Here is a 20,754-nt window from a genome sequence, read left to right as displayed (position 1 = left end):
GCGCGTGCGGTTCGCGGCCTGTCGGCCGCTCACCGGCACGCGCCACTGCAGTTCAGGTATAAATTTCACGGCGCGCGTTCGAGTGTCGTCCGGTGAGATCGGCGCTGCCGAGTCGACCGGTCGTCGAGCGCTCGACCCTTTTAACAACGCCCGGAGCGAGCGACCCACCATGGACCACGAACGGATCGTCATCCTCGCCCACGAGAAGTTCCCCGGCCGCGCGAAGACCGCGCTCGGCGTGATGCGCTACGGCGACCAGGACGTGCGCGCCGTCCTCGACCGCGACCGCGCCGGCGAGCGCGTGCGCGACCACGTCCCGAACGTCTCGGACGCGCCGATCGTCGGGTCGTTCGGCGAGGCGCACGCGGCCGCCGACGGCGACGTCGACGCCGTATATATCGGGATCGCGCCGATCGGCGGCGGCTTCGACGAGTCCTGGCGGTCGGACGTCGAGGCCGCGATCGAGGCCGGCTGCGACGTGGTGAGCGGGCTCCACTACTTCCTCAACGAGGACGAGGAGCTCGCCGCGCTGGCCGCCGAACACGGCGTCGACCTCGTCGACGTTCGCGAGCCGGACGACGACCTGACGGTGGCGACGGGCGCCTCCGGCGACGTCGACGCCGACGTGGTGTGTACGGTCGGCACCGACTGCTCGGTCGGGAAGATGACCGCCTCGCTGGAGATCGTCGCCGCCGCCCGCGAGCGCGGGATCGACGCGGCGTTCGTCCCGACCGGCCAGACCGGGATCATGATCGCCGGCTGGGGGAACCCGATCGACCGCGTCGTCTCCGACTTCACCGCCGGCGCCGTCGAGGACATGCTCGTCGAGGTCGGCGACGACTACGACCTCCTCGTCGTCGAGGGGCAGGGAAGCATCGTTCACCCCGCCTACTCGGCGGTCACCTGTGGCATCCTCCACGGCTCGATGGCGGACGGGCTGGTCCTCTGTCACGCCGCGGGGCGGGAGGCGATCCACGGGTACGAGTCGTTCGCGCTCCCCTCGCTTCCGGAGTACGTCGACCTCTACGAGGGGCTCGCGGCGCCCGTCCGCGAAGCGAGCGTCGTCGCCGGCGCGCTCAACACGAAGGACGTCGACGACGACGAGGTGGCCGCCGACGCGGTCGACGCCTTCGGCGACGCGGTCGGCGCTCCCGCCGCCGACCCCGTCAGAGACGGCGCCGACGGGATCGTCGACGGGATCGTCGAGGCCGGGCTCGGCGGGGAGACCGTCGACAAATGAGCCTCGACACGGCGTTCGAGCGGGTCTCGCTTCCCCTCGAGGACCCGTTCACGATCTCTCGTGGCACCCAGACGGAGGCCGAGAACGTGATCGTCCGGATCACGGACGAGGGCGGGATGACCGGCGTCGGCGGGGCCGCCCCGTCGGCCCACTACGGCGAGACGGCCGCCACCGTCGAGGCGGTGCTCCCGGACCTCCTCGCGGTCGTCGAGTCCGTCGGAGACCCGCACGCGATCCGCGAGATCGAGTCGCGGATGGCGGCGGCGATCGGCGGCAACCCGGCCGCCCGGGCCGCCGTCTCGATCGCCGTCCACGACCTCGCCGCGAAGCGGCTCGGCGTCCCGCTCCATCGGCTCTGGGGGCTCGACGCGTCGGCCGCGCCGGCGACCTCGTACACCGTCGGGCTCGACGAGACGGAGCGCGTCCGGGAGAAGGCCGCGGCCGCGGTCGAGGCCGGGTACCCGATCCTCAAGATCAAGCTCGGCACCGACCGGGACCGCGAGCTGATCGACGCCGTCCGAGCGGCCGCGCCGGAGGCCCGACTCCGCGTCGACGCCAACGAGGCGTGGACGCCCCGCGAGGCGGTCGCAAAGAGCGAGTGGCTCGCCGACCGCGACGTGGAGTTCGTCGAGCAGCCGGTGCCCGCCGCGGACCCGGAGGGGCTCCGGTTCGTCTACGAGCGGTCCGCGCTCCCGATCGCCGCCGACGAGTCGTGCGTGACGCTCGACGACGTTCCCGCGATCGCCGACCGCTGCGACATCGCGAACCTGAAGCTGATGAAGACCGGCGGCCTGCCCGAGGCGAGACGGATGATCGCCGCGGCGCGAGCCCACGGGCTGGAGGTGATGTGCGGCTGCATGATCGAGTCGAACACGTCGATCGCGGCGGCCGCCCAGCTCGCGCCGCTCCTCGATTACGCCGACCTCGACGGCTCGCTGCTGCTCGCCGAGGACCCGTATGACGGGATCGGGATGGGGAACGGTGAGATCCGGCTCGAAGGACAGGAGCGGGCGGGGACCGGAGCGCGCTCGGAGTGAGGCCGGAAGCGAGAACGGCGGCGGCGACCGGCGCCCGGCTTCGTTAGTTCCGCGGCTCGTCGGCGTCGACCTCCGACTCCTCCAGTTCGACGTCGACCTCCTCGTCGGCACCGGAGTCCCCGTCGAGGTCAGCCTCGAGGTCGTCCGCGTCGATCTCCGATTCGATGTCCGCCAGTTCGTCCTCGACTTCCTCGTCGGTCGCGCCCCCGCTGTCGCTCTTCGGCTCGCCCTTCCCGAGCTCGCCCTTGAGCGTCTCCAGTTCGGCGTCGACCTCGCTGTTCGTCGAGAGGCTCTCCAGCTCGCGGTCGATGCTGTCCTTGTCGGAGAGCGCGTCCTCGAACGCGCCGGACTCCTCCAGCTCGTCCATCGCCTCCGCGCGCGCCTCCATCTCCTCGGTCCGCTCCTCGGCGCGCTCGATCGACCGGCTCACGTCCTCCATCTCGTCGCCGACGCCGGTCATCGCCTCCGAGACGCGCGAGGACGCCTCCGCGGCCTCATAGCGGGCCTTCATCGTCTCCTTCTTCGTGCGGAACTCCTCGATGCGGTTCTGCAGCTTGTTCTTCTTCTCGACGAGCTGATCCTGGGTGTCGTTCAGCTCCGCTATCTGCCCCTCCAGCTCCTCGATCTGGGCCATCTTCGACTTCTTCTTCTCGAGGGCCTTCCGCGCGAGGTCGTCGCGGTCCTGTTGGACCGCCTCGCGGGCCTGTCGGTTGTGCTTCTCGACGTTCTCCTCGAGCTTGCGCTTCTGGATCTCCAGGCGCTTCTTCTGGGTCGTCAGGTCGGCGATACCCTGCTTGACGTCCTGCAGCTCGTCGCGCATCTGTTCGTACGAGTAGTCGAGCGACTCCGTCGGATCCTCCGCCCGGTTCAGGAGGGCGTTCACCTTCGAGCGGATGACGTAGGAGGCGCGCGAGAGGATTCCCATAGTCCGTCATACGCGTTCCACCCGTTAAAACCTCATGTGGTTCGCGGCCCCGCGTCGGACCGAAAGGAGACCGAATTGAGGCCGAAAACGCCCGGAACGGGGGCGAGATCCGGCCGTCGGCACCCGTCGGTCGCCAGCACCTGAAGATTTATTCGGGGTGTTGTACTATTTCGCGCATGGATATCGGCGTACTGACCGTTCCATTGGGCGGAGAATCGACCGAAGACGCGGCCGCGTACCTCGACTCCATCGGGGTCGACGCGGTCGAACTCGGCGTCGGGGGGTGGCCCGGCGAGGACCACGTCGACCGCGAGTCGCACCTCGCCGACGAGGCCGCGCGCGAGGACCTGCTCGGCCTGCTCGACGAGCACGACCTCCGGATCTCGGCGCTGGCGACCCACAACAACCCCCTCCACCCGGACGAGGAGCGCGCCGCGGCGGCGGACCGCGAACTCCGGGAGGCGATCGAGCTGGCCGACCTGCTCGGCGTCGGCACGGTGACCTGCTTCTCCGGGCTCCCCGCGGGCGCGCCCGGCGACTCGACGCCGAACTGGGTCACGGCGCCGTGGCCGAGCGAGCACGCCGACGCCCACGAGTACCAGTGGGACGAGGTCGCGATCCCGTACTGGAACGACCTGGCGAAACACGCCGACCACCACGGCGTCGACGTCGCCATCGAGATGCACCCGAACATGCTCGTGTACGAGCCGACCGGGATGCTCGCGCTGCGGGAGGCCACGAACGAGCGGATCGGCGCCAACTTCGACCCCTCGCACCTCTACTGGCAGGGGATCGACGTCACCGAGGCGATCCGGTTCTTGGGCGAACGCGACGCGATCCACCATTTCCACGCCAAGGACACGAAGGTGTACGACGCGAACGCCCGCGTGAAGGGCGTGCTCGACACGGCGGACTACACCGCGGAGGCCGACCGCTCGTGGCTGTTCCGCTCGATCGGCTACGGCCACGACGAGGCCCACTGGAAGGACGTCGTCTCGACGCTCCGGATTGTCGGCTACGAGGGCGCGCTCTCGATCGAACACGAGGACTCGCTCACCTCCTCTCGCGAGGGGTTAGAGAAGGCGGTCGACGTGCTCGATCGGGCCGTCTTCGAGACGCAGCCGGGCGACGCGTACTGGGCGGAGTAAGACGGAGGACGCAATCATGACACGGGAACCACTCAAGATCGGCGTGCTGGGGTATCGCTTCATGGGCAAGGCGCACGCGAACGCGCTGGCGCGGCTTCCGATGTTCTTCCCGGACGCGCCCGACGTCGAACGTCACACGCTCGTCGGGCGCGACGAGGGGGCGCTCGCCGACGCCGCGGACCGCTTCGGCTTCGCGCACACCGCGACGGACTGGGAAGACGCCCTCGACGAGGTGGACGTGTTCTACAACCTCGGGCCGAACCACGTCCACGCGGAGCCGTCGATCGCGGCCTTGGAGGCCGGCGTTCCGGTCCTCTGCGAGAAGCCGCTCGCGCCGACCCTGGACGAGGCGGCGGCGATGCGCGACGCCGCGGCGGACGCCGACGTCCCGGCCGGCACCGCGTTCAACTACCGGTTCGTCCCGGCGATCCGCTACGCGAAGGGGCTGATCGAGGACGGCGAGCTCGGCGAGATCCGGCAGGTCCGCGGGCGGTACCTCCAGGACTGGCTCGCGGACCCCGAGGCGCCGTGGGCGTGGCGCATGGACGCCGACATGGCGGGCTCGGGCGCGCTCGGCGACCTGGGCGCGCACACGATCGACCTCGCGAGCTTCCTCGTCGGCGACGAGGTCGGCGGGATAGACCGCCTCTCCGGCCACCTGCAGACGTTCGTCGACGAACGGCCCGTCTACGAGGACGGCGGCGACGTCGACGAGGGCAGCGAGGGCGGCGATGGCGGCGACGCCGCAGTCGCGGAGTACCGCGACGTGACCGTCGACGACGCCTACTCCGCGCAGGTCGCCTACGAGTCGGGGGCGATCGGGACGTTCGAGGCGACCCGGTTCGCGACCGGGCACAAGAACGACCACGCGATCGAGGTCCACGGCTCGAAGGGGAGCCTGAAATTCTCCTTAGAGCGACTCAACGAGCTGGAGGTGCTCCGCGAGGGCGACCGCGGCTACCAGACGGTGCTCGTCACCGACGAGACGGACCCGTACGTCGACCGGTGGTGGCCCCCCGGTCACGTCATCGGGTGGGAGCACACCTTCGTCCACGAGAACTACGAGTTCTTACGCTCTGTGTCCACAGGAAATATACCGGACACGTTCCCCACTTTCGAGGATGGGTATGAGGTCCAGCAAATTCTTGAGGCGATCACAGAGGCCGACAAACGTGGGGAATGGGTGAATCTGTAGCCGCGAGACGCTGCGGCGTTCCGAAGGCACACCGCGGTGTGTGTTGCGTCAACAAACCCTGATATCTAACTATTCTCGTTGATTCGCTCGGCGACCCGGTCCGCGATCTTGTCCATCAATTCGTCGCTTTCCATAATCGCGTCCATATTCTCATCAAGCGCCGACTCGACCACCTCGATCTCTTCCATCGTTTCGCCGCCTTGTGGGTCGGCCTGCTTGTACGACTCTTCGATCCCTTCCGTGATTTGCGACTTCGCGTCTTGTGCGTCCGGTGTGTATACCGTCCCACAGCCCGGGCACGCCTTCGCCGACCCCGGCAGTGGTTCGTCACAGGTGATACACGTCGCTGGGGTCAGCGCCGAGTCGTCTTTCTCCACTTCGTACCCGTGCGATTCCTCCACAGCGAGATTGAACTCTTGGTCCGACAGGTGTTGGTAGGTCGTTTCCATCACTCGCGAATCCTGATTGTGACCGATGAGGAACTTCACCTTCGAGTCGTCCATATCGTAGTCGCGTTTACATGTCGTCACGAAGAAGTGCCGGAACGCGTGAGGGTTCACGTCCTTCTCAACGTCCGCTCGATCGGCGAGTACTTTCAGCCGGGTCATGAGTGATGTGCGACCGAGATAGTCGCCCGCAGACACACCATTCGGCCGGTTCGATCCCGGCAGCCCGGTGATGAGGTAGTCGTCGGGATCACCGGTCGGGTGTGAGCGTGTCCATTCACAGACGGCTTTCTGTGCGCCTAGTAGCGGTCGTTTCTCGCCGATCTTGTCGGCTCCCTTGAGTCCTAAATCATCGGTGTTCAGCCGGTACCGGCCGCTTTCCCCCTCTTTGGGATCCACGTCTTTCAGCCGAAGGGTTTGGATCGCTCGGACACGTTGGCCCGTGTACGCCAGCATATCGATGAGGCACTGGTCGCGCCAGTTGGAACACGCGCTTCGCATCGCCTCCACGTCGTCGCCAGTGAGCACGTCCTCCGGCTCGATCGTCCCGTTCGGGTTCTCGACTTTGACGAACACGATCCCGTCCGGGTCCGCGCGGGCGGCGTCGCCGTGGTAGCGAAGGAATTTGATGAGCGCCGACTGTCGCTGTTTGATCGTCTTGTCCGCGAACCCGTCGTCCTTCCACGTCGCGAACTGTTCGTTGAACGTGCCGGTCGACACGTCGAGTAGATCGTCGTCGAGTTCGTCCGTGAGCAACCGCAGCGCGCGCCCGTAGGACACAAGCGTCGACGCCGCTTTCGTGTCGATCTTCCCGTTCTTGGTGTGTTGATACCCCAAATCCTCCGGATCAAGCGCGCGGAGGAACTCGGTGATAGCGTCGGCGTCGCCGTCCGGAAGTTTGGACACGCGCTCTTTTTCGGATTCGTATCGGTGTCGCGGATCCGTTGCTCGTCCCATACTCCACCGTCTCATGCGAACATCTTGTAATTTATCCAAGACCATATACGTATGAACCATAAGTTCCTCTCGGCGGTCGCCGAGGGCGGCGAGTTCTCGCCGTCGTTCGCGGAGGGGTACGAGGTTCAGAAGACGCTCGACGCGATCGAGCGCTCCGACGAGCGCGGCGAGTGGGTGTCGGTGGAGTAGGTCGCGGCTCGGTTCGATTCGTCCTCGCGCTCGTCAGAACCCACCGCCGCCGCCGAGCGGGTCCGCTCCCGGCTCCTCCTCGGCCCACTCGCTTATCGCCGAGTCCTCGCCGTCGTAGGTGCCGAGGGTCTCGCGGGTGTCGAACGCGACCGGCTCCCAGACCACGTCGAACTGCTCGTTCCCGGTCGCGTTCGGCACGACCACGCGATCGCCGGGCTCGACGACGCCGTCGCCGGGCCAGGCCCCGAACTCGACCTCGCCGTCGGGGTCCTCGCCGCGCACGTACAGCTCCTCGGCGGCGACGGGGTCTGGCCCGGCGGCGACGACGACGATGTCGCCGCCCTCGCGTTCGACCTGGAACTCCGCGTCCGGCGGCGCGACCCCGTCGATCAGGCCGAACATCGCGGCCCCGACGATCGCCAGCAGCAGGACGACGACGCCGACGAGCAGCCCCGTGCCGGCTATCGGGGTGAACCCCCGCTCGTCGTTCCGAAAGGCGCGCATTCGACTACCGCTCCGCCCGGCCCGGTATAAGTGTTTACCCGCCGCTTATCAGACAGGAGAACGAGCTGACGCCGACGCCGACCCGGCGAGGCCGACTCTCCCGTCGTCGGTCCGGGCGGGCGTCGCTCCCGAACCGGAACCCCGTTATTCCACCCGGCCGAAAGGCGCACGTGACTTCGTGGATCGACGATCCGGCCGGGGGGCGGGCGCGGGGACCGGGCGGGCTCGCTCGCGCTTGGGTCGAGGCGCTCGGCCGGCCGCGCCGCCTCTTCGCCAACGGCGTGTCGCCCGGCGATCAGGCGCCAGCGCTGACGTTCGCGGTCGCCGTCGCCGGCGCGTTCACGCTCGGGTGGGTCGTCGCTGACCCCACCGCAGTCCCCGGAATCGTCGTCTCGGTGCCCGTCTCCGCGCTCGTCGCCTTCCTCGTCGTGGTCGCGCTCGCGGCCCCGGTCGGGCTTCACCTGACCGCGGCGGTCGCGACGGTGAGCGTGATCCTCGCCAGCGTCGAGGTGCGCGACGGGCTCTCGCTCCGCGACCGCGGCGGGGTCAGCGAGACCGTACAGGTCGTCGCGTACGCCAGCTCGCCGATGGCGCTCGCCGGGCCGCCGGTCCCGGCGCTGCGGATCGCCTGCGGCGCGTACGCGGCCGCTCTCCTGCTGATCGGGTTCCGCGTCGTTCACGGGACCTCGTGGCCGCGCACGCTCGTCGCCGGGATTCCGCCGGCGCTGCTCGGCTACGGCGTCGGCTACCGCGTGATCGCGTCGGCTCGAACCCTCTTCGCGTGAGCCGCCCGGCGGTCGCCGAGGCGGCCGAACCGGTCGCGGCAGGGCCGGGCCGAGAGTCGCCGCGGCGACCGTTTCCGCCGAGAGGCTCCCGCGAGGCTTTCGACAACCGTTTTAGGCACGAGGCTCTCGGTGTACTCAAATGGGATCTTGCATCATCTGTGGCGTCGACGTCGACGGCGGCGGGCGTATCTGCGACCCGCACCAGGAAGACGTCGTGTTCGACTACCGCGGAAACTCCCCCGACCAGCTCGTGTCCGACCGATTCTACCGCGGCGTCGTCGACGGCTACGCCGAGTTCGGCGTGTTCGTCGACCTCGCCCCGGGCGTGACCGGCCTGCTCCACCGGTCCGAGCTGGACCGACGGCTCGACAGCCTCGACTGGGAGCCCGGTGACGAGGTGTTCGTCCAGGTGAAGGGCGTCCGCGACAACGGGAACATCGACCTCGCGTGGTCGATCCGACAGGCCGACCGCGAGTTCCGCGGCGTGCTCGTTCAGGACGGCGACACGGAGTTCCTCCCCGAGGAGGACGGCGACGACGCGGGCGAGGAGGCGACCGAGGACGACCGCGCCACCGACGAAACGACCGAAGATGTCGTCGACGAGACGACCGAAAACGAAGGCGCCGTCGACGAAACGACCGAAGACGTCGCTGACGAGACGACCGAAAACGAAGGCGCCGTCGACGAGACGACCGAAGATGCCGCCGACGAGACGGAGGGAGACGCGGCCGACGACGCGACCGGGCCTGACGAGACGGGCGACGCTGACGAGGGCGAGAGCGTCGACGCCGAGCCGGTCGAGGACGCGACCGACGCCGAGGAGTCAGCGTCGAGCGAATCCGAGTCACCCGACGCGACGGACGACGACGAGCCCGACGAGCTCGACGACGACCGCGAACGCGTCGAGATCGGGACTCTCTCCGAGGCCGTCGGCGACGCGGTGCGGATCGACGGCGAGGTCGTCGGCGTCCGACAGACCGGCGGCCCCACCGTCTTCGAGGTGCGCGACGAGACCGGCGTCGTCGACGTGGCGGCGTTCGTCGAGCCGGGCGTCCGGGCGTACCCGGACGTCGAGGTCGGCGACGCGGTGCGGATCGACGGCGAGGTCGAGAGCCACCGGGGCGACGTGCAGGTCGAGTCCGAGGCGCTCGTCCTCCTCGAGGGCGAAGACGCGGAGTCCGTCCGCCGCCGGCTCGCGGAGGCGCTGACCGACGAGGCGCGTCCCGAGGGGCTCCAGCCGCTCGCGGGCGACGAGACGGTCGCCCAACTCGCCGACGGACTGCTCGACGCCGCGGAGGCGGTCCGCCGCGCGGTCCTCGAATCGCGCCCGATCGTCGTGCGCCACCCCGCCACCGCCGACGGCTACGTCGCCGGCGCGGCTATCGAGCGCGCCGTGCTCCCGCTGATCCGCGACGAGCACGCCAAGAGCGACGCCGAGTACCACTACTTCACGCGCCGCCCGCTCGACGACCCGGTGTACGGGATGGACGCGGCGACGAACGACGCGACCCGCATGCTGCAGGACCGCGACCGCCACGACGAGAAGCTCCCGCTGTTCCTCCTCGTCGGCACCGGTTCGACGGTCGAGTCCGCCGACGGCATCGACCTGCTCTCCGTCTACGGCGTCGACGCGGTCGTCGTCGACGCGGAGGTCGCCGACCCCGAGACCCGCGAGGCCGTCGACACGCTCGTCTCGCCGGAGATCGAGTCGGTCGAGGGCGACCTCTCGACGGGCGCGCTGGTCGCCTCGCTGGCGTCCGCGATCAACGACGAGATCCGCGCGGACCTGCGGCACCTCCCGGCCGTGAGCTACTGGGCCGAGACGCCCGACCGCTACGTCGACCTCGCCCGCGACGCGGGCTACGACGTCGAGCGCGTCGCGGAGCTCCGCGAGGCGGTCGCCCTTGAGGCGTACTACCAGTCGTACCAGGACAAGCGCGAGCTCGTCGCCGACCTCCTCTTCGAGGACGGCGGCAACCTCGCGGCGCACGTCTCCGAGCAGTTCCGCGAGAAGCTGGAGACGGAGGTCGAGACCGCGACCGCCAACGTCGTCACCGAGGCGGTCGACGGCGTCGAGTTCGACGTGCTCGACACCGACGGCTACACCCACCGGTACGACTTCCCGCCGACGCCGCTCCTCCTCGACGACCTCCACCGCCGGCGCGCGAACGGCGAGGCGCACGCGACCGTCGGCATCGGCACCGACGAGCTGTACATCCGAACGAGCGAGGGCGTCTCCGTCCGCGACGTGGCCGAGCGCGCGGCCGAGCTCGCGCCCGCCGCCGACGTCACCACCGCTGGGCTCCGCGAGGGCAAGATCGAGTTCCTCTCGGGCGAGCGGGACGCGGTCGAAGATGCCGTCGTCGCCGCCGTGGCCGAGGCGTTCTGAGCGGGGCACCGCCCCGGTCGCGCTCGGCGAGCGCACTCACCGCCGCGTGAACGGTCCCGGCGGGAGGATGAGATCGTCGAGCTCGGAGAGGTGTTTCACGTTGAAAACGACCTTCAGCTCGTCGCTCAGCGGGTAGCCGTTACACGAGAGCCGGAACCCCCGCTCGGCGAGCTCGTCGGGCATGATGTGGTTCGCCGGCTGCGAGAGCTCCCCCTCGACGAGGTACACCGCGCAGTTCGCGCAGGCGCCGCCGCGACAGGAGAACGGCCACTCGAACCCGCGGTTCTCCGCCGCCTCTAACAGGCTCTCGTCCGGCTGGACGAGCAGGCGCCCGTGCTCGGCCGCGCCGAGGTCGGCGTGCGACGCCCGCCGGAAGAGGTCGTCGTCGTCGAGCGACCAGCCGTAGTCGGCGAGCGCGTCGTAATCGAGGAACTCGACGCGGGCCGGCTCCACCTCGGCGGCGTCGCCCTCCTCGTCGGTCAGGTCGACGTCGGCGGCGGCGACCGCACCGTCGTCCCCGTTTCCGTTCCGCTCCCGCTCGTCGAGCTCCCGATAGGCGCGCCTGACGAGTTGGAACTCCTCGAGCGTCCCGCCTCGGTCCGGGTGCGCCTCCTTCACCCGGTCGCGGTAGGCGCGCTCGATCGCGGCCTCGTCGGCGTCCTCGTCGATTCCCAACACCTCGAACGGCGAGACCATTCCCTACCGAGACGTAGTCGAGTGACGCACATAAACGCCCCACAAGGCGGCAGCGCGGGGAGGCGAACCGGCCGGGGGTCGGTCCGCGAGTCGATGGTTTAAGAGCCGCGGCGCCGAGGGATCGCGTAATGGGAAACGCGGACTTACGCGACCTCGCGGCGATCCGGGACGTCGCCTTCGACGACATCGAGGGGAGCGTCGTCGCGGTCGACGCGCACAACTGGCTGTACCGGTACCTCACGACGACGGTGAAGTGGACGGCCGACGAGAAGTACACCACCGCCGACGGCGTCGAGGTCGCGAACCTCATCGGCGTCGTCCAGGGGCTCCCGAAGTTCTTCGAACACGACCTGATCCCGGTGATGGTGTTCGACGGCGCCGTCACCGACCTGAAGGCCGACGAGGTCGCGGACCGACGCGAGAAGCGCGAGCGGGCCGAGGACCGGCGAGCGGCGGCCGAGGAGCGCGGCGACGCCGTGGAGGCCGCCCGACTGGAGGCCCGCACCCAGCGGCTTACGGACACGATTCAGGAGACGACGCGCGAGCTGTTACGCCTGCTCGATGTGCCGGTCGTCGAGGCCCCGGCCGAGGGGGAGGCCCAGTGCGCGCGCATGGCGGCGACCGGGACCGTCGACCACGCCGGAAGCGAGGATTACGACACGCTGCTGTTCGGCGCCCCGACGACGCTCCGACAGCTCACGAGCAAGGGCGATCCGGAACTGATGGAGCTCGCGGCGACGCTCGACGAACTCGAACTGGACCGGCAGGGGCTGATCGACGTCGCCATGCTGTGCGGCACCGACTTCAACGAGGGCGTTCACGGCGTGGGGCCGAAGACCGCCGTGACGGCGGTGAAGGAGCACGGCGACCTCTGGGGCGTCCTCGACGCGCGCGGCGCCGAGATCCCGAACGCCGCGGAGATCCGCGAGCTGTTCATGGACCCGCCGGCGGCCGACGTCGCCGTCGACGCCGACGTGAACCCCGACGTGGAGGCCGCCCGCACCTACGTCGTCGACGAGTGGGGCGTCGCGGCCGACGAGGTCGAGCGCGGGTTCGAACGCATCAGGGAGTCGCAGGTCCAGACCGGACTCGACCGGTGGTCGTGAACGGCGGGGCCTCGGCGGTCGCGATCCGCCGCGCCTCCCCGCGTTGCGGACGAGCGGAGCGGCGAGAAGCCGGCGCGGTGGCCGCGAACATACCTTTTATTTCCCCTCGCGGGAAGGGAGAACCACACGTGTCGTGGACCACTTCTCGACCGCGGATCCCGCCGGTCGGCGTCTCCCGGGGGCGGGCCAGCCGCGACCGCACGGCGCGGACGTGCGGGTCGGACCGAGTGTCCCACGACGACCCCTTTCACCAATGAGCTTCGAAGTTCCCGACGAGTTACGGTATCTGGAATCGCACGAGTGGACCACGACCGGCGGCGACAGCGTCCGCGTCGGCGTCTCCGACTTCGCGCAGGACGAGCTCGGCGACGTCGTCTTCGTCGAACTGCCGGAGGTCGGCGACGAGGTCACCGGGGGCGAGCCGTTCGGCGTCGTCGAGTCGATCAAGGCCGTCTCGGACCTGTACGCCCCCGTCTCGGGCGAGGTCGTCGCCGTCAACGAGGACCTGTTCGACCGCCCGGAGCTCGTCAACGAGGACCCGTACGGCGACGGGTGGATGATCGAGATCGACGCGGTCGACGGCGGCGACGCCGAGGGGCTCCTCGACGCCGACGAGTACGACGCGCAGATCGCGTAGCGAACCGGACGGCGGAACGGACAGAGCGGGACTCGCCAGCGGACACACGACAATGAGAACCTCACCCTTCGACGGACGATCCGGTACCGGACGACAGAGCGACGGCGGGCGCGCGGGAGCGGACCGACGTACGGGAGCGAGCCGACGCGCGGCGGGCCGACGCGGGGGATCGGACCGATGAGCGGAACGAGCGGCACTCCGTACGCGCCGCACACGGACGAGGAGACGGCGGCGATGCTCTCGGCGATCGGCGCCGAAGACGAGGAGGCGCTGTTCGACATCCCGGACGACGTCGCCTTCGACGGCGATCTCGGGATCGAGCCGCGCACGGAGCGGGAGATCCGCGCGGAGTGTTCGCGGATCTTCGGTCGGAACGACGACCTGACGGAGTTCCTCGGGCGCGGCCACTACGGCCACTACGTCCCGAGCGTCGTCGACCACCTCTCGGACCGCGCGGAGTTCCTCACGAGCTACACCCAGTACCAGCCCGAGATCTCGCAGGGGTTCCTCCAGGCACTGTTCGAGTACCAGTCGATGCTGGTGGAGCTCACCGGGCTCCCGGTCGCGAACTGCTCGATGTACGACGCCGCGACCGCGCTCGGCGAGGCGGCGACGCTCGCGGACCGGGTCCGGTCGACCTCGGGCGACACCGTCCTCGTCCCGGAGCAGCTCCGCGAGGGGAAACGCGAGGTGCTCGCGAACTACTGCGCCGGCGCCGACCTCGCTATCGAGCCGTACCCGATGGCCGACGGCAACGCCGACGTCGACGCCCTCGCCGAGCGCGTCGGCGACGACGTCGTCATGGTGTACGCCGAGAACCCGACGGTCCGCGGTTGTATCGAGGAACGGCTCGCGGCGGTCGGCGACCTCGCGGCCGACGCCGACGCGCTGTTCGTCCTCGGCTCGGACGTCGTCTCGCTCGCGGTCCTCGAGGAGCCGGCGAGCGTCGGCGCGGACGTCGTCGTCGGCGAGGCGGACGCGCTCGGGCTCCCGACCGCCTACGGGATGGGGCTCGGGATCTTCGCCTGCAGCGACGAGTTCCTCCGGCAGGTGCCGGGGCGGCTCGTCGGCGCGAGCGAGGACGCCGGCGGCGACCGCGCGTTCACGCTCACGCTCCAGACCCGCGAACAGCACATCCGGAAGGAGCGGGCGACCTCCAACATCTGCACGAACCAGGCGTGGGTCGCGCTCCGGGCGGCGATCCACGCGGCGGTGCTCGGGCCGGACGGCCTCGTCGACCTCGCGAACGACTGCGTCCGCGAGTCGGCGGCGCTCGCCGACCGGATCGACGGGCTGAACGGCGCCGTCGCGCCGGTCCACGACCGCCACCACGTCCGGGAGTTCGCCGTGCGCGTCGACCAGCCGGCCGCGGCGATCGCCGAGGACCTGGAGGCCGAGGGCTTCGCGGTCCACGTCGTCGACGAGCATCTCCTGCAGGTGTGCGTGACCGACCTGAACGCGGCCCGGACGGACGACCTCGTCGCGGCGTTCGAGGAGGTGATCTGAGTGATCCACGACCAGGCCAGCTACGACCGGGACGACGAGGACGTCCGGGAACCGCTGCTCTCGGAGAAGGGAGAGGCGACCGTCGACGTGACCGCGGATTCGCCGCTCCCGGACGACCTGACGCGGGACGAGCTCACGCTCCCCGCGCCCTCCGAGCCGGAGATCGCCCGCCACTACACCCGCCTGTCGCAGATGAACTGGGCGATCGACTCCGGCCCGTACCCGCTCGGGAGCTGCACGATGAAGTACAACCCGAAGTTCACCGAGGACGTCGCGGCCGACCCGAACGCGGCGGTCCACCCGGACCGCTCCGAGCGGTCGGCGCAGGGGAACCTCGAGCTCCAGTACCGGCTCCAGGAGTTCCTCGCCGAGATCGGCGGGATGGACGCCGTGACGCTCCAGCCGCCGGCGGGCGCGGCCGGCGAGCTCACCGGCATCCTCGTCGCGAAGGCGTACCACGAACACCACGGCAACGACCGCTCAGAGGTCGTGATCCCGGCCTCGGCGCACGGGACGAACTTCGCGACCGCCGCGACCGCCGGCTACGACGTGGTCGAGCTTCCCTCCGGCGACGACGGGCGGGTCGACGTCGAGGCGCTGGATGCGGCCGTCGGCGACGACACGGCGGCGCTCATGTTGACCAACCCGAACACGGTGGGACTCTTCGAGCGCGACATCACGGAGATCGCCGAGATCGTCCACGACGCGGGCGGGCTGCTCTACTACGACGGCGCGAACCTCAACGCCCTGCTCGGCCGCGGTCGACCCGGCGACATGGGGTTCGACGTGATGCATTACAACGTCCACAAGACGTTCGCGACCCCCCACGGCGGCGGCGGCCCGGGCGCCGGCCCGGTCGGCGTCGTCGACGAGTTGGCCGAGTTCCTCCCCACGCCGCAGGTCCGCGAGAACGAGAACGCCAGCAGGTACGAGCGCTTCGAACCCGCCAACACCATCGGGAAGGTCCACGGCTTCACCGGCAACTGGCTCGTCCTGATCAAGGCGTACGCGTACGTCGCCCGACTCGGCGACGAGGGGCTCTCGGACGCGTCCGCGAAGGCCGTGTTGAACGCGAACTACCTCGCCGAGCGGATCGACCTGGACGTGCCGCACGGCCCCTTCCACCACGAGTTCGCGGCGACGGCCGGCGAGCGCGACGCCGCCGACGTCGCCAAGCGCATGCTCGACTTCGGCGTCCACCCGCCGACGACGAAGTGGCCGGAGATGGTCCCGGAGGCGATGCTGACGGAGCCGACCGAGATCGAGGGGCAGTCCTCGCTCGACGACCTCGCCGAGGCGTTCAACCTCGCGTACGCCGACACCGACGAGGCGCTCGACGCGGCTCCGAACCGGACGGCCGCGAGCCGCATCGATCAGGTCTCGGCCGCGCGGAACCCGCGGCTCTCGTGGCAGGCGCTCGACGACGAGTGAGAGGGAGCGGCGGGGGGTCGACCGATTACGGATCCGTCACCGGGACGCCGGTCCGCTCGGAGCCGCGGGCCGCGTCGCCGTCGCCCCCGTCGTCGAGCCCGTCGATCGACGAGCCGGGGGCCCGGAGCGCCGATCCGGAGCCGGGACCGTCGGCGTCGAACGGCGGCCCCTTCTCCACGAACCGTCGTAACACCTGCCCCTCGGCGCGATGGAGCGTCTCGCTACAGGTCGACTTGGCGATGTCGCGGTCGGCGGCGAGCTCGGTGAGCGTGCACTCCCGCGGCGTGTCGTAGTACCCCGCCTCGACGGCGGCGCGGACGAGGTCGCGCTGCGTCTCGGTGAGGACCGGGGTCGGCTCGTCATCGCCGGTCGACTCGACGGTCGCGCCCGCGGCCGCGAGCCGGCGCCCGAACGCCGAGAGCCGCTCGCGATCGTCGACCACCGCGAGGGTCGCGCGGCCGTCGGCGACCTCGACCGGCGACTCGATCGGGACGCCGGCCCGGCGGGCGGCGGCGACGTACGACGGGGGCGGGGCGGCCACGCGGGCGACCGTCTCCGCCTCGCTCTCTCCGACGATATCGACGTCGTCCACGCGGTCGTGACCGCGGAGGGCCTCGACGGCCTCGACGCGGCCGATCCCCGTCGCCGCCAGCCCGGTGACGTCGCCCTCGTCCCCCGCCACGGTCCCCGTGACCCGGAGCGACGCGTCGGGGGCGGAGCGGGAGGCCTCGCCGAGCCAGGAGTCGGCGGGGAGGTCGAGCCGCAGTCGCGTCCGGCTCATCGGTTCCCCCTCGCGGCGGCCTTCGTGCCGTCGTTTCTTGACATTCGTCTGACGGTACGGCGCCTCGCTCCCTCCCGGTGTCCCTTCATTCGTTTCGATCTTAAGTAGTCGGTCGGCGGCCCAAGATCGTCGAGATCGGTGCATCGAAGTCGAGCGCGGCCGACCGGCCCCACATGGAGACGACGGACGCGTTCACCGGACTCTCGTGTGTCGACTGCGGGGAGACGTTCGACGCGGCGACGGCGACCCACCGCTGTCCCGACTGCGACGGGATCTTGGACCCCGCGTACGACTACGACCGGATCGACCTGACGCCCGCGGCGCTCGCGGAGCGGCCCTTCGAGTCGATGTGGCGGTACGCGGACCTGCTCCCGTTCGCGCCGGAGACCGCGGTGTCGCTCGGGGAGGGCGCGACGCCGCTCGTCGAGTGTCCCGCGCTCGCCGACGCGATGGGCGTCGGGCGGGTCCTGCTGAAAGACGAGGGCGCGAACCCGACGGGGACGTTCAAGGACCGCGGGCAGTCGCTCGGGATGACGGCCGCGCGCCAGCACGGCGCCGAGACGGTCGCGCTGAACAGCGCCGGCAACGCGGGGCAGGCGGCGGCCGCGTACGCCGCGCGGGCGGACCTGGACGCGCACGTGTTCCTCCCGTCGCGGGCGGGATTCACGCAGAAGGCGATGACGGAGGTCCACGGAGCGGAGCTCACCGTGGCCGGCCCGATGGACGGGAACTCTCAGATCGGCGACGCCGGGGCCGCGTACGCCGAGGCGATGGACGACCACCCCGACTGGTACTCGACGAAGACGTTCGTCACGCCGTACCGCCACGAGGGGAAGAAGACGATGGCGTTAGAGCTCCTCGAGCAGCTCGACTGGGAGGCGCCCGACGGCGTCGTCTACCCCACCGGCGGGGGCGTCGGGCTGGTCGGGATGCACAAGGCGGCCCGCGAGGTCAGCGATCTGGGGTGGACCGACGGGCTCGTCCCGATGTACGCCGCGCAGGCGGCCGGCTGTGCGCCCGTCGTCGACGCCTACGAGGCGGGCGCCGACAGCCACGAGCCCGTCCCCGACGACGAGGTCGACACGGTCTGTAACGGGATCGCGATCCCGGACCCGGGCGCGAGTCACCTGATCCTGGACGCGGTCAGGGAGTCCGACGGCGGGGCGGTAGCGACGACGGACCGGGAGATCCTCGACGCCGCGGTCGACGTCGCCCGGACGGAGGGGCTGGAGGTCGGCGCGACCTGCGCGGCCGCCGTCTCGGGGGCGTTCGCGCTCGCGGAGTCCGGGGAGTTCGGCCCCGACGACACCGTCGTCCTGCTGAACACCGGCGCGGGCAACAAGGACGTCGACGCGCTCCGAGCGCACCTCGGCGAGCGCGAGGCGGCCGCCGAGAGCGGAGCGGAGGACGTCTGATCGCCCGAGCGACCGGCGGCGACGCCGCTTCGTCGGTCGAGCACCGCTCACATCTCCCAGTAGTCGACGTCGCCGTCGGTCTCGTAGTACCCCTCCAACGAGCGCTCCTCGCGGCCGCCCGGGGGCGAGCCGACGTAGACCCCGAATGTACCGGAATCGGGATACACCGTCACGTCGGGCTCGGTCATCGTCGACAGCGCGAGGTACCGCACCGGCTCGTCGCCATCGTTGACGACGCGGTGCGCGCCGGACTCGTCGGCCGCGAACGCGACGTAGTCGCCCGCCTCGATCGCTTCCGTCTCGCCGCCGTGCCGGAGGGTCGCCTCCCCCGCGAGGACGTAGAGCGCCTCCTCGTTGGCGGCGTGGTAGTGGTACGGCCACGACTTCGCCCCGGCGGGGAGCTCGTAGAGGCTACAGCCGATCCCCTCGCCGCCGGCCGCCTCGGCGAGCTGTTTCCGCCGGAACCGGGTCTCGCCGCGGTCCGTCTCCGTCCAGTCGAGCTCGTTCTCGGTAACGCGTCCCATGTGCGCGGCTCTCGGCCGGCGAGCAAAACGGTTTGGGGGGTCGCGCGGGTCGGCTCGCGGCGAGCGCGTCGTCGATACGCGGGTCGGCTCGCGGCGCCGGGCGGCCGCCGAACCGGAACCACTACGGCGGGCGGTCGCCACCCCTCGCGCATGGAACTCGGCGTCATCGGACTCGGGCGGATGGGGCAGATCGTCGTGAACCGGTCGCTGGCGGCGGGCCACGACGTGGTCGCGTTCGACCTCTCGGCGGAGGCGACCGCGACGGCGGCGGAGGCGGGCGCGACGCCCGCCGACTCGCTCGACGACCTCTGCGACCGGCTCGGCGAGGAGAAGCGGATCTGGCTCATGGTGCCCGCCGGCGACGCGGTCGACGCCACCCTCGCGGACTTGGAGCCGCACCTCGACGGCGACGACGTGGTCGTCGACGGGGGGAACTCTCGGTTCCACGAATCCGTCAGGCGCGCCGAGGAGACGGACGCCGCCTACCTCGACTGCGGCACGTCCGGCGGCCCCGCCAGCGCCGAGGCGGGCTTCTCCCTGATGATCGGCGGCCCCGAGTGGGCCTACGAGGCGCTCGTCCCCGTCTTCGACGCGGTCGCGACCGGGCCGGACGGCCACGACCGGATGGGCGAGTCGGGGTCGGGCCACTACGTGAAGATGGTCCACAACGGCGTGGAGTACGCGCTGATGCAGGCGTACGGCGAGGGGTTCGAGCTGCTCGCCGAGGGGCGGTACGACCTCGACATGGAGTCGGTCGCTCGGACGTGGAACAACGGCGCCGTCATCCGGTCGTGGCTCCTGGAGCTGTGCGAGGAGGCGTTCCGCGAGGAGGGGTCCGACTTGGGCGACGTCGCCGACCGCGTCGCCGGCGGATCGACCGGCACGTGGACGGTCGAGGAGGCGCTCGAACAGGAGGTCCCCGTCCCGCTCATCTACCAGGCGCTCGCCGAGCGGTTCGACTCGCGGAACGAGGGTCGCTTCTCTCGACGGCTCGCCAACCGGCTCCGGTACGGCTTCGGCCGTCACGAGGTCGCGCGGCGGTCGGACGGCGCGTAACGGCCGGCCGGCTCCGATTTTTTAACGGCCGTCGCGGGGCGGTCGATTATCAACGTCACTCACGCGCCGGGTAACGCTTATATACTACCGTGCCAGAGGTTATCACGCATAGCATGTTCGAGCGATTTTCCAGCGGCTACTATCTGGGGGAACTGTACGTCGAGCCCCACGACGGCGACCGCGCCGTCATCCGGCGGGCCGACCACGAGCAGGTCAACGAGCAGCTCTACGCGGACGGCGAGGGGGTAGAGCGACTCGACGCGCCGCTCGTGATGAAGGTCGGCGCCGGTCACATCCCGGTCGCCGGCGACGACGACGTGCCGAGCGGGACGCTCGCGCTCCCCCACGAGCTCGCGGACGAGACCCTCCCGGACCGGAAGAACGTCCTGCTGGCGGACGCGGATCGGGCGGAGGCGCTGTTGCGCTGGGAGGGCTGGGAGCCACACGTGAACGCGTGATACGAGAACGGTTCTGTCGATTCCGTTTTCTGTGGCGTCTGCGCTCCAGTTAGTGGTTTATAAATAATCGACCGCGGATCGGCGGGAAACAACTCCGAAGCCCCAGTCGCGAAGACGGCGCAGGCGACGTAAGCACCGCAGGGAGCGAGTGAAACGAGCGACTGAGGAGCGCAACGAGCGTGCGCCGTCTTCGCGACTGCCCCTTTGAGTCCCACCCGACCGCACAGCGACCGCACCTCACGCCTCCCCAGCCTCGTCGGTCGCCCTCCGGGCGACCGACTCCCTCGCACCGGCGGTTCGCGGCCCCCCGGGGCGCTCTCCGGGGCGCG

General features: G+C 70.3%; 19 protein-coding genes and 1 pseudogene. 14 read left to right on the top strand and 6 right to left on the bottom strand.

Annotation, left to right across the window (positions count from 1 at the left end; all coding sequences use genetic code 11):
• Nucleotides 1-169 precede the first annotated feature (169 nt).
• Nucleotides 170-1,240 (top strand): DUF1611 domain-containing protein, encoded by a 1,071-nt coding sequence (locus DJ73_RS04030; protein WP_094524887.1) that lies wholly within the window; start codon nt 170-172, stop codon nt 1,238-1,240.
• Nucleotides 1,237-2,277 carry a dipeptide epimerase gene (locus DJ73_RS04025; protein ID WP_094557352.1) on the top strand — a complete coding sequence of 347 codons (1,041 nt, stop codon included), beginning with the start codon at nt 1,237-1,239 and terminating at the stop codon, nt 2,275-2,277. Before DJ73_RS04030 ends, DJ73_RS04025 begins: the two co-directional genes overlap by 4 nt.
• A gap of 43 nt (nt 2,278-2,320) precedes the next feature.
• Here DJ73_RS04025 and DJ73_RS04020 read toward each other — a convergent pair whose 3' ends face one another.
• Nucleotides 2,321-3,202 carry a PspA/IM30 family protein gene (locus DJ73_RS04020; RefSeq protein WP_094557351.1) on the bottom strand — a complete coding sequence of 294 codons (882 nt, stop codon included), beginning with the start codon at nt 3,200-3,202 and terminating at the stop codon, nt 2,321-2,323.
• A 176-nt stretch (nt 3,203-3,378) separates the two neighbouring features.
• On the opposite strand from DJ73_RS04020, the gene DJ73_RS04015 reads away from it, so the two are divergent.
• The gene (locus tag DJ73_RS04015) at nt 3,379-4,350 is read left to right on the top strand and encodes a sugar phosphate isomerase/epimerase (RefSeq protein ID WP_094524890.1); all 972 of its coding nucleotides are present in this window, start codon (nt 3,379-3,381) and stop codon (nt 4,348-4,350) included.
• 16 nt (nt 4,351-4,366) lie between these two features.
• On the top strand, nt 4,367-5,545 hold the full coding sequence (locus tag DJ73_RS04010; protein ID WP_094557350.1) for a Gfo/Idh/MocA family protein: 1,179 nt from the start codon (nt 4,367-4,369) through the stop codon (nt 5,543-5,545).
• A gap of 65 nt (nt 5,546-5,610) precedes the next feature.
• Here the strand turns inward: DJ73_RS04010 and DJ73_RS04005 are convergent, their stop codons facing one another.
• The gene (locus DJ73_RS04005; RefSeq protein WP_176451071.1) at nt 5,611-6,897 is read right to left on the bottom strand and encodes a tyrosine-type recombinase/integrase; all 1,287 of its coding nucleotides are present in this window, start codon (nt 6,895-6,897) and stop codon (nt 5,611-5,613) included.
• Between the two features lie 105 nt (nt 6,898-7,002).
• Between DJ73_RS04005 and DJ73_RS04000 the strand changes: the two are divergent.
• Nucleotides 7,003-7,137: pseudogene (locus DJ73_RS04000) on the top strand (gfo/Idh/MocA family oxidoreductase); the annotation flags it as partial.
• A gap of 33 nt (nt 7,138-7,170) precedes the next feature.
• Here the strand turns inward: DJ73_RS04000 and DJ73_RS03995 are convergent.
• Nucleotides 7,171-7,641 carry a type IV pilin gene (locus DJ73_RS03995; RefSeq protein WP_094522671.1) on the bottom strand — a complete coding sequence of 157 codons (471 nt, stop codon included), beginning with the start codon at nt 7,639-7,641 and terminating at the stop codon, nt 7,171-7,173.
• A gap of 170 nt (nt 7,642-7,811) precedes the next feature.
• Here DJ73_RS03995 and DJ73_RS03990 point away from each other — a divergent pair, with 170 nt between their 5' ends.
• Nucleotides 7,812-8,426, top strand: a complete 615-nt coding sequence (locus DJ73_RS03990) for a YIP1 family protein (RefSeq protein WP_094522669.1) — start codon at nt 7,812-7,814, stop codon at nt 8,424-8,426.
• A 139-nt stretch (nt 8,427-8,565) separates the two neighbouring features.
• Nucleotides 8,566-10,815: a DHH family phosphoesterase gene (locus tag DJ73_RS03985; protein WP_094557348.1), complete on the top strand. Its 2,250-nt coding sequence runs from the start codon at nt 8,566-8,568 to the stop codon at nt 10,813-10,815.
• A 36-nt stretch (nt 10,816-10,851) separates the two neighbouring features.
• Here DJ73_RS03985 and fer read toward each other — a convergent pair whose 3' ends face one another.
• Nucleotides 10,852-11,511: a ferredoxin Fer gene (fer, locus tag DJ73_RS03980; RefSeq protein ID WP_094522665.1), complete on the bottom strand. Its 660-nt coding sequence runs from the start codon at nt 11,509-11,511 to the stop codon at nt 10,852-10,854.
• Nucleotides 11,512-11,639: 128 nt separating this feature from the next.
• Here fer and fen point away from each other — a divergent pair, with 128 nt between their 5' ends.
• The 4 genes from fen to gcvPB all read left to right on the top strand — a co-directional run bounded on the left by fen (nt 11,640) and on the right by gcvPB (nt 16,191).
• Nucleotides 11,640-12,617 carry a flap endonuclease-1 gene (fen, locus tag DJ73_RS03975; protein ID WP_094557347.1) on the top strand — a complete coding sequence of 326 codons (978 nt, stop codon included), beginning with the start codon at nt 11,640-11,642 and terminating at the stop codon, nt 12,615-12,617.
• Nucleotides 12,618-12,870: 253 nt separating this feature from the next.
• On the top strand, nt 12,871-13,254 hold the full coding sequence (gene gcvH / locus DJ73_RS03970) for a glycine cleavage system protein GcvH (RefSeq protein ID WP_094522661.1): 384 nt from the start codon (nt 12,871-12,873) through the stop codon (nt 13,252-13,254).
• A gap of 177 nt (nt 13,255-13,431) precedes the next feature.
• Nucleotides 13,432-14,760 carry an aminomethyl-transferring glycine dehydrogenase subunit GcvPA gene (gcvPA, locus tag DJ73_RS03965; protein WP_094557346.1) on the top strand — a complete coding sequence of 443 codons (1,329 nt, stop codon included), beginning with the start codon at nt 13,432-13,434 and terminating at the stop codon, nt 14,758-14,760.
• Complete coding sequence (gene gcvPB, locus DJ73_RS03960) at nt 14,761-16,191, top strand: aminomethyl-transferring glycine dehydrogenase subunit GcvPB (protein WP_094557345.1); 1,431 nt, start codon at nt 14,761-14,763, stop codon at nt 16,189-16,191.
• Between the two features lie 25 nt (nt 16,192-16,216).
• On the opposite strand, the gene DJ73_RS03955 is transcribed toward gcvPB, so the two are convergent.
• Nucleotides 16,217-16,972 (bottom strand): helix-turn-helix domain-containing protein, encoded by a 756-nt coding sequence (locus tag DJ73_RS03955; protein ID WP_094557344.1) that lies wholly within the window; start codon nt 16,970-16,972, stop codon nt 16,217-16,219.
• 173 nt (nt 16,973-17,145) lie between these two features.
• On the opposite strand from DJ73_RS03955, the gene DJ73_RS03950 reads away from it, so the two are divergent.
• Nucleotides 17,146-18,387 (top strand): threonine synthase, encoded by a 1,242-nt coding sequence (locus DJ73_RS03950; protein ID WP_094557343.1) that lies wholly within the window; start codon nt 17,146-17,148, stop codon nt 18,385-18,387.
• Nucleotides 18,388-18,434: 47 nt separating this feature from the next.
• Here DJ73_RS03950 and DJ73_RS03945 read toward each other — a convergent pair whose 3' ends face one another.
• On the bottom strand, nt 18,435-18,911 hold the full coding sequence (locus DJ73_RS03945) for a cupin domain-containing protein (RefSeq protein ID WP_094522651.1): 477 nt from the start codon (nt 18,909-18,911) through the stop codon (nt 18,435-18,437).
• A 150-nt stretch (nt 18,912-19,061) separates the two neighbouring features.
• On the opposite strand from DJ73_RS03945, the gene gnd reads away from it, so the two are divergent.
• Nucleotides 19,062-19,967 carry a phosphogluconate dehydrogenase (NAD(+)-dependent, decarboxylating) gene (gnd, locus tag DJ73_RS03940; protein ID WP_094522649.1) on the top strand — a complete coding sequence of 302 codons (906 nt, stop codon included), beginning with the start codon at nt 19,062-19,064 and terminating at the stop codon, nt 19,965-19,967.
• Nucleotides 19,968-20,080: 113 nt separating this feature from the next.
• On the top strand, nt 20,081-20,425 hold the full coding sequence (locus DJ73_RS03935; protein ID WP_094522647.1) for a DUF5802 family protein: 345 nt from the start codon (nt 20,081-20,083) through the stop codon (nt 20,423-20,425).
• Nucleotides 20,426-20,754 lie beyond the last annotated feature (329 nt).

Origin of the sequence: Halorubrum sp. Ea1 (genome assembly GCF_002252965.1) — an archaeon.
Lineage (GTDB): Archaea > Halobacteriota > Halobacteria > Halobacteriales > Haloferacaceae > Halorubrum.
This window is presented reverse-complemented; position numbering and strand designations above follow the sequence as displayed.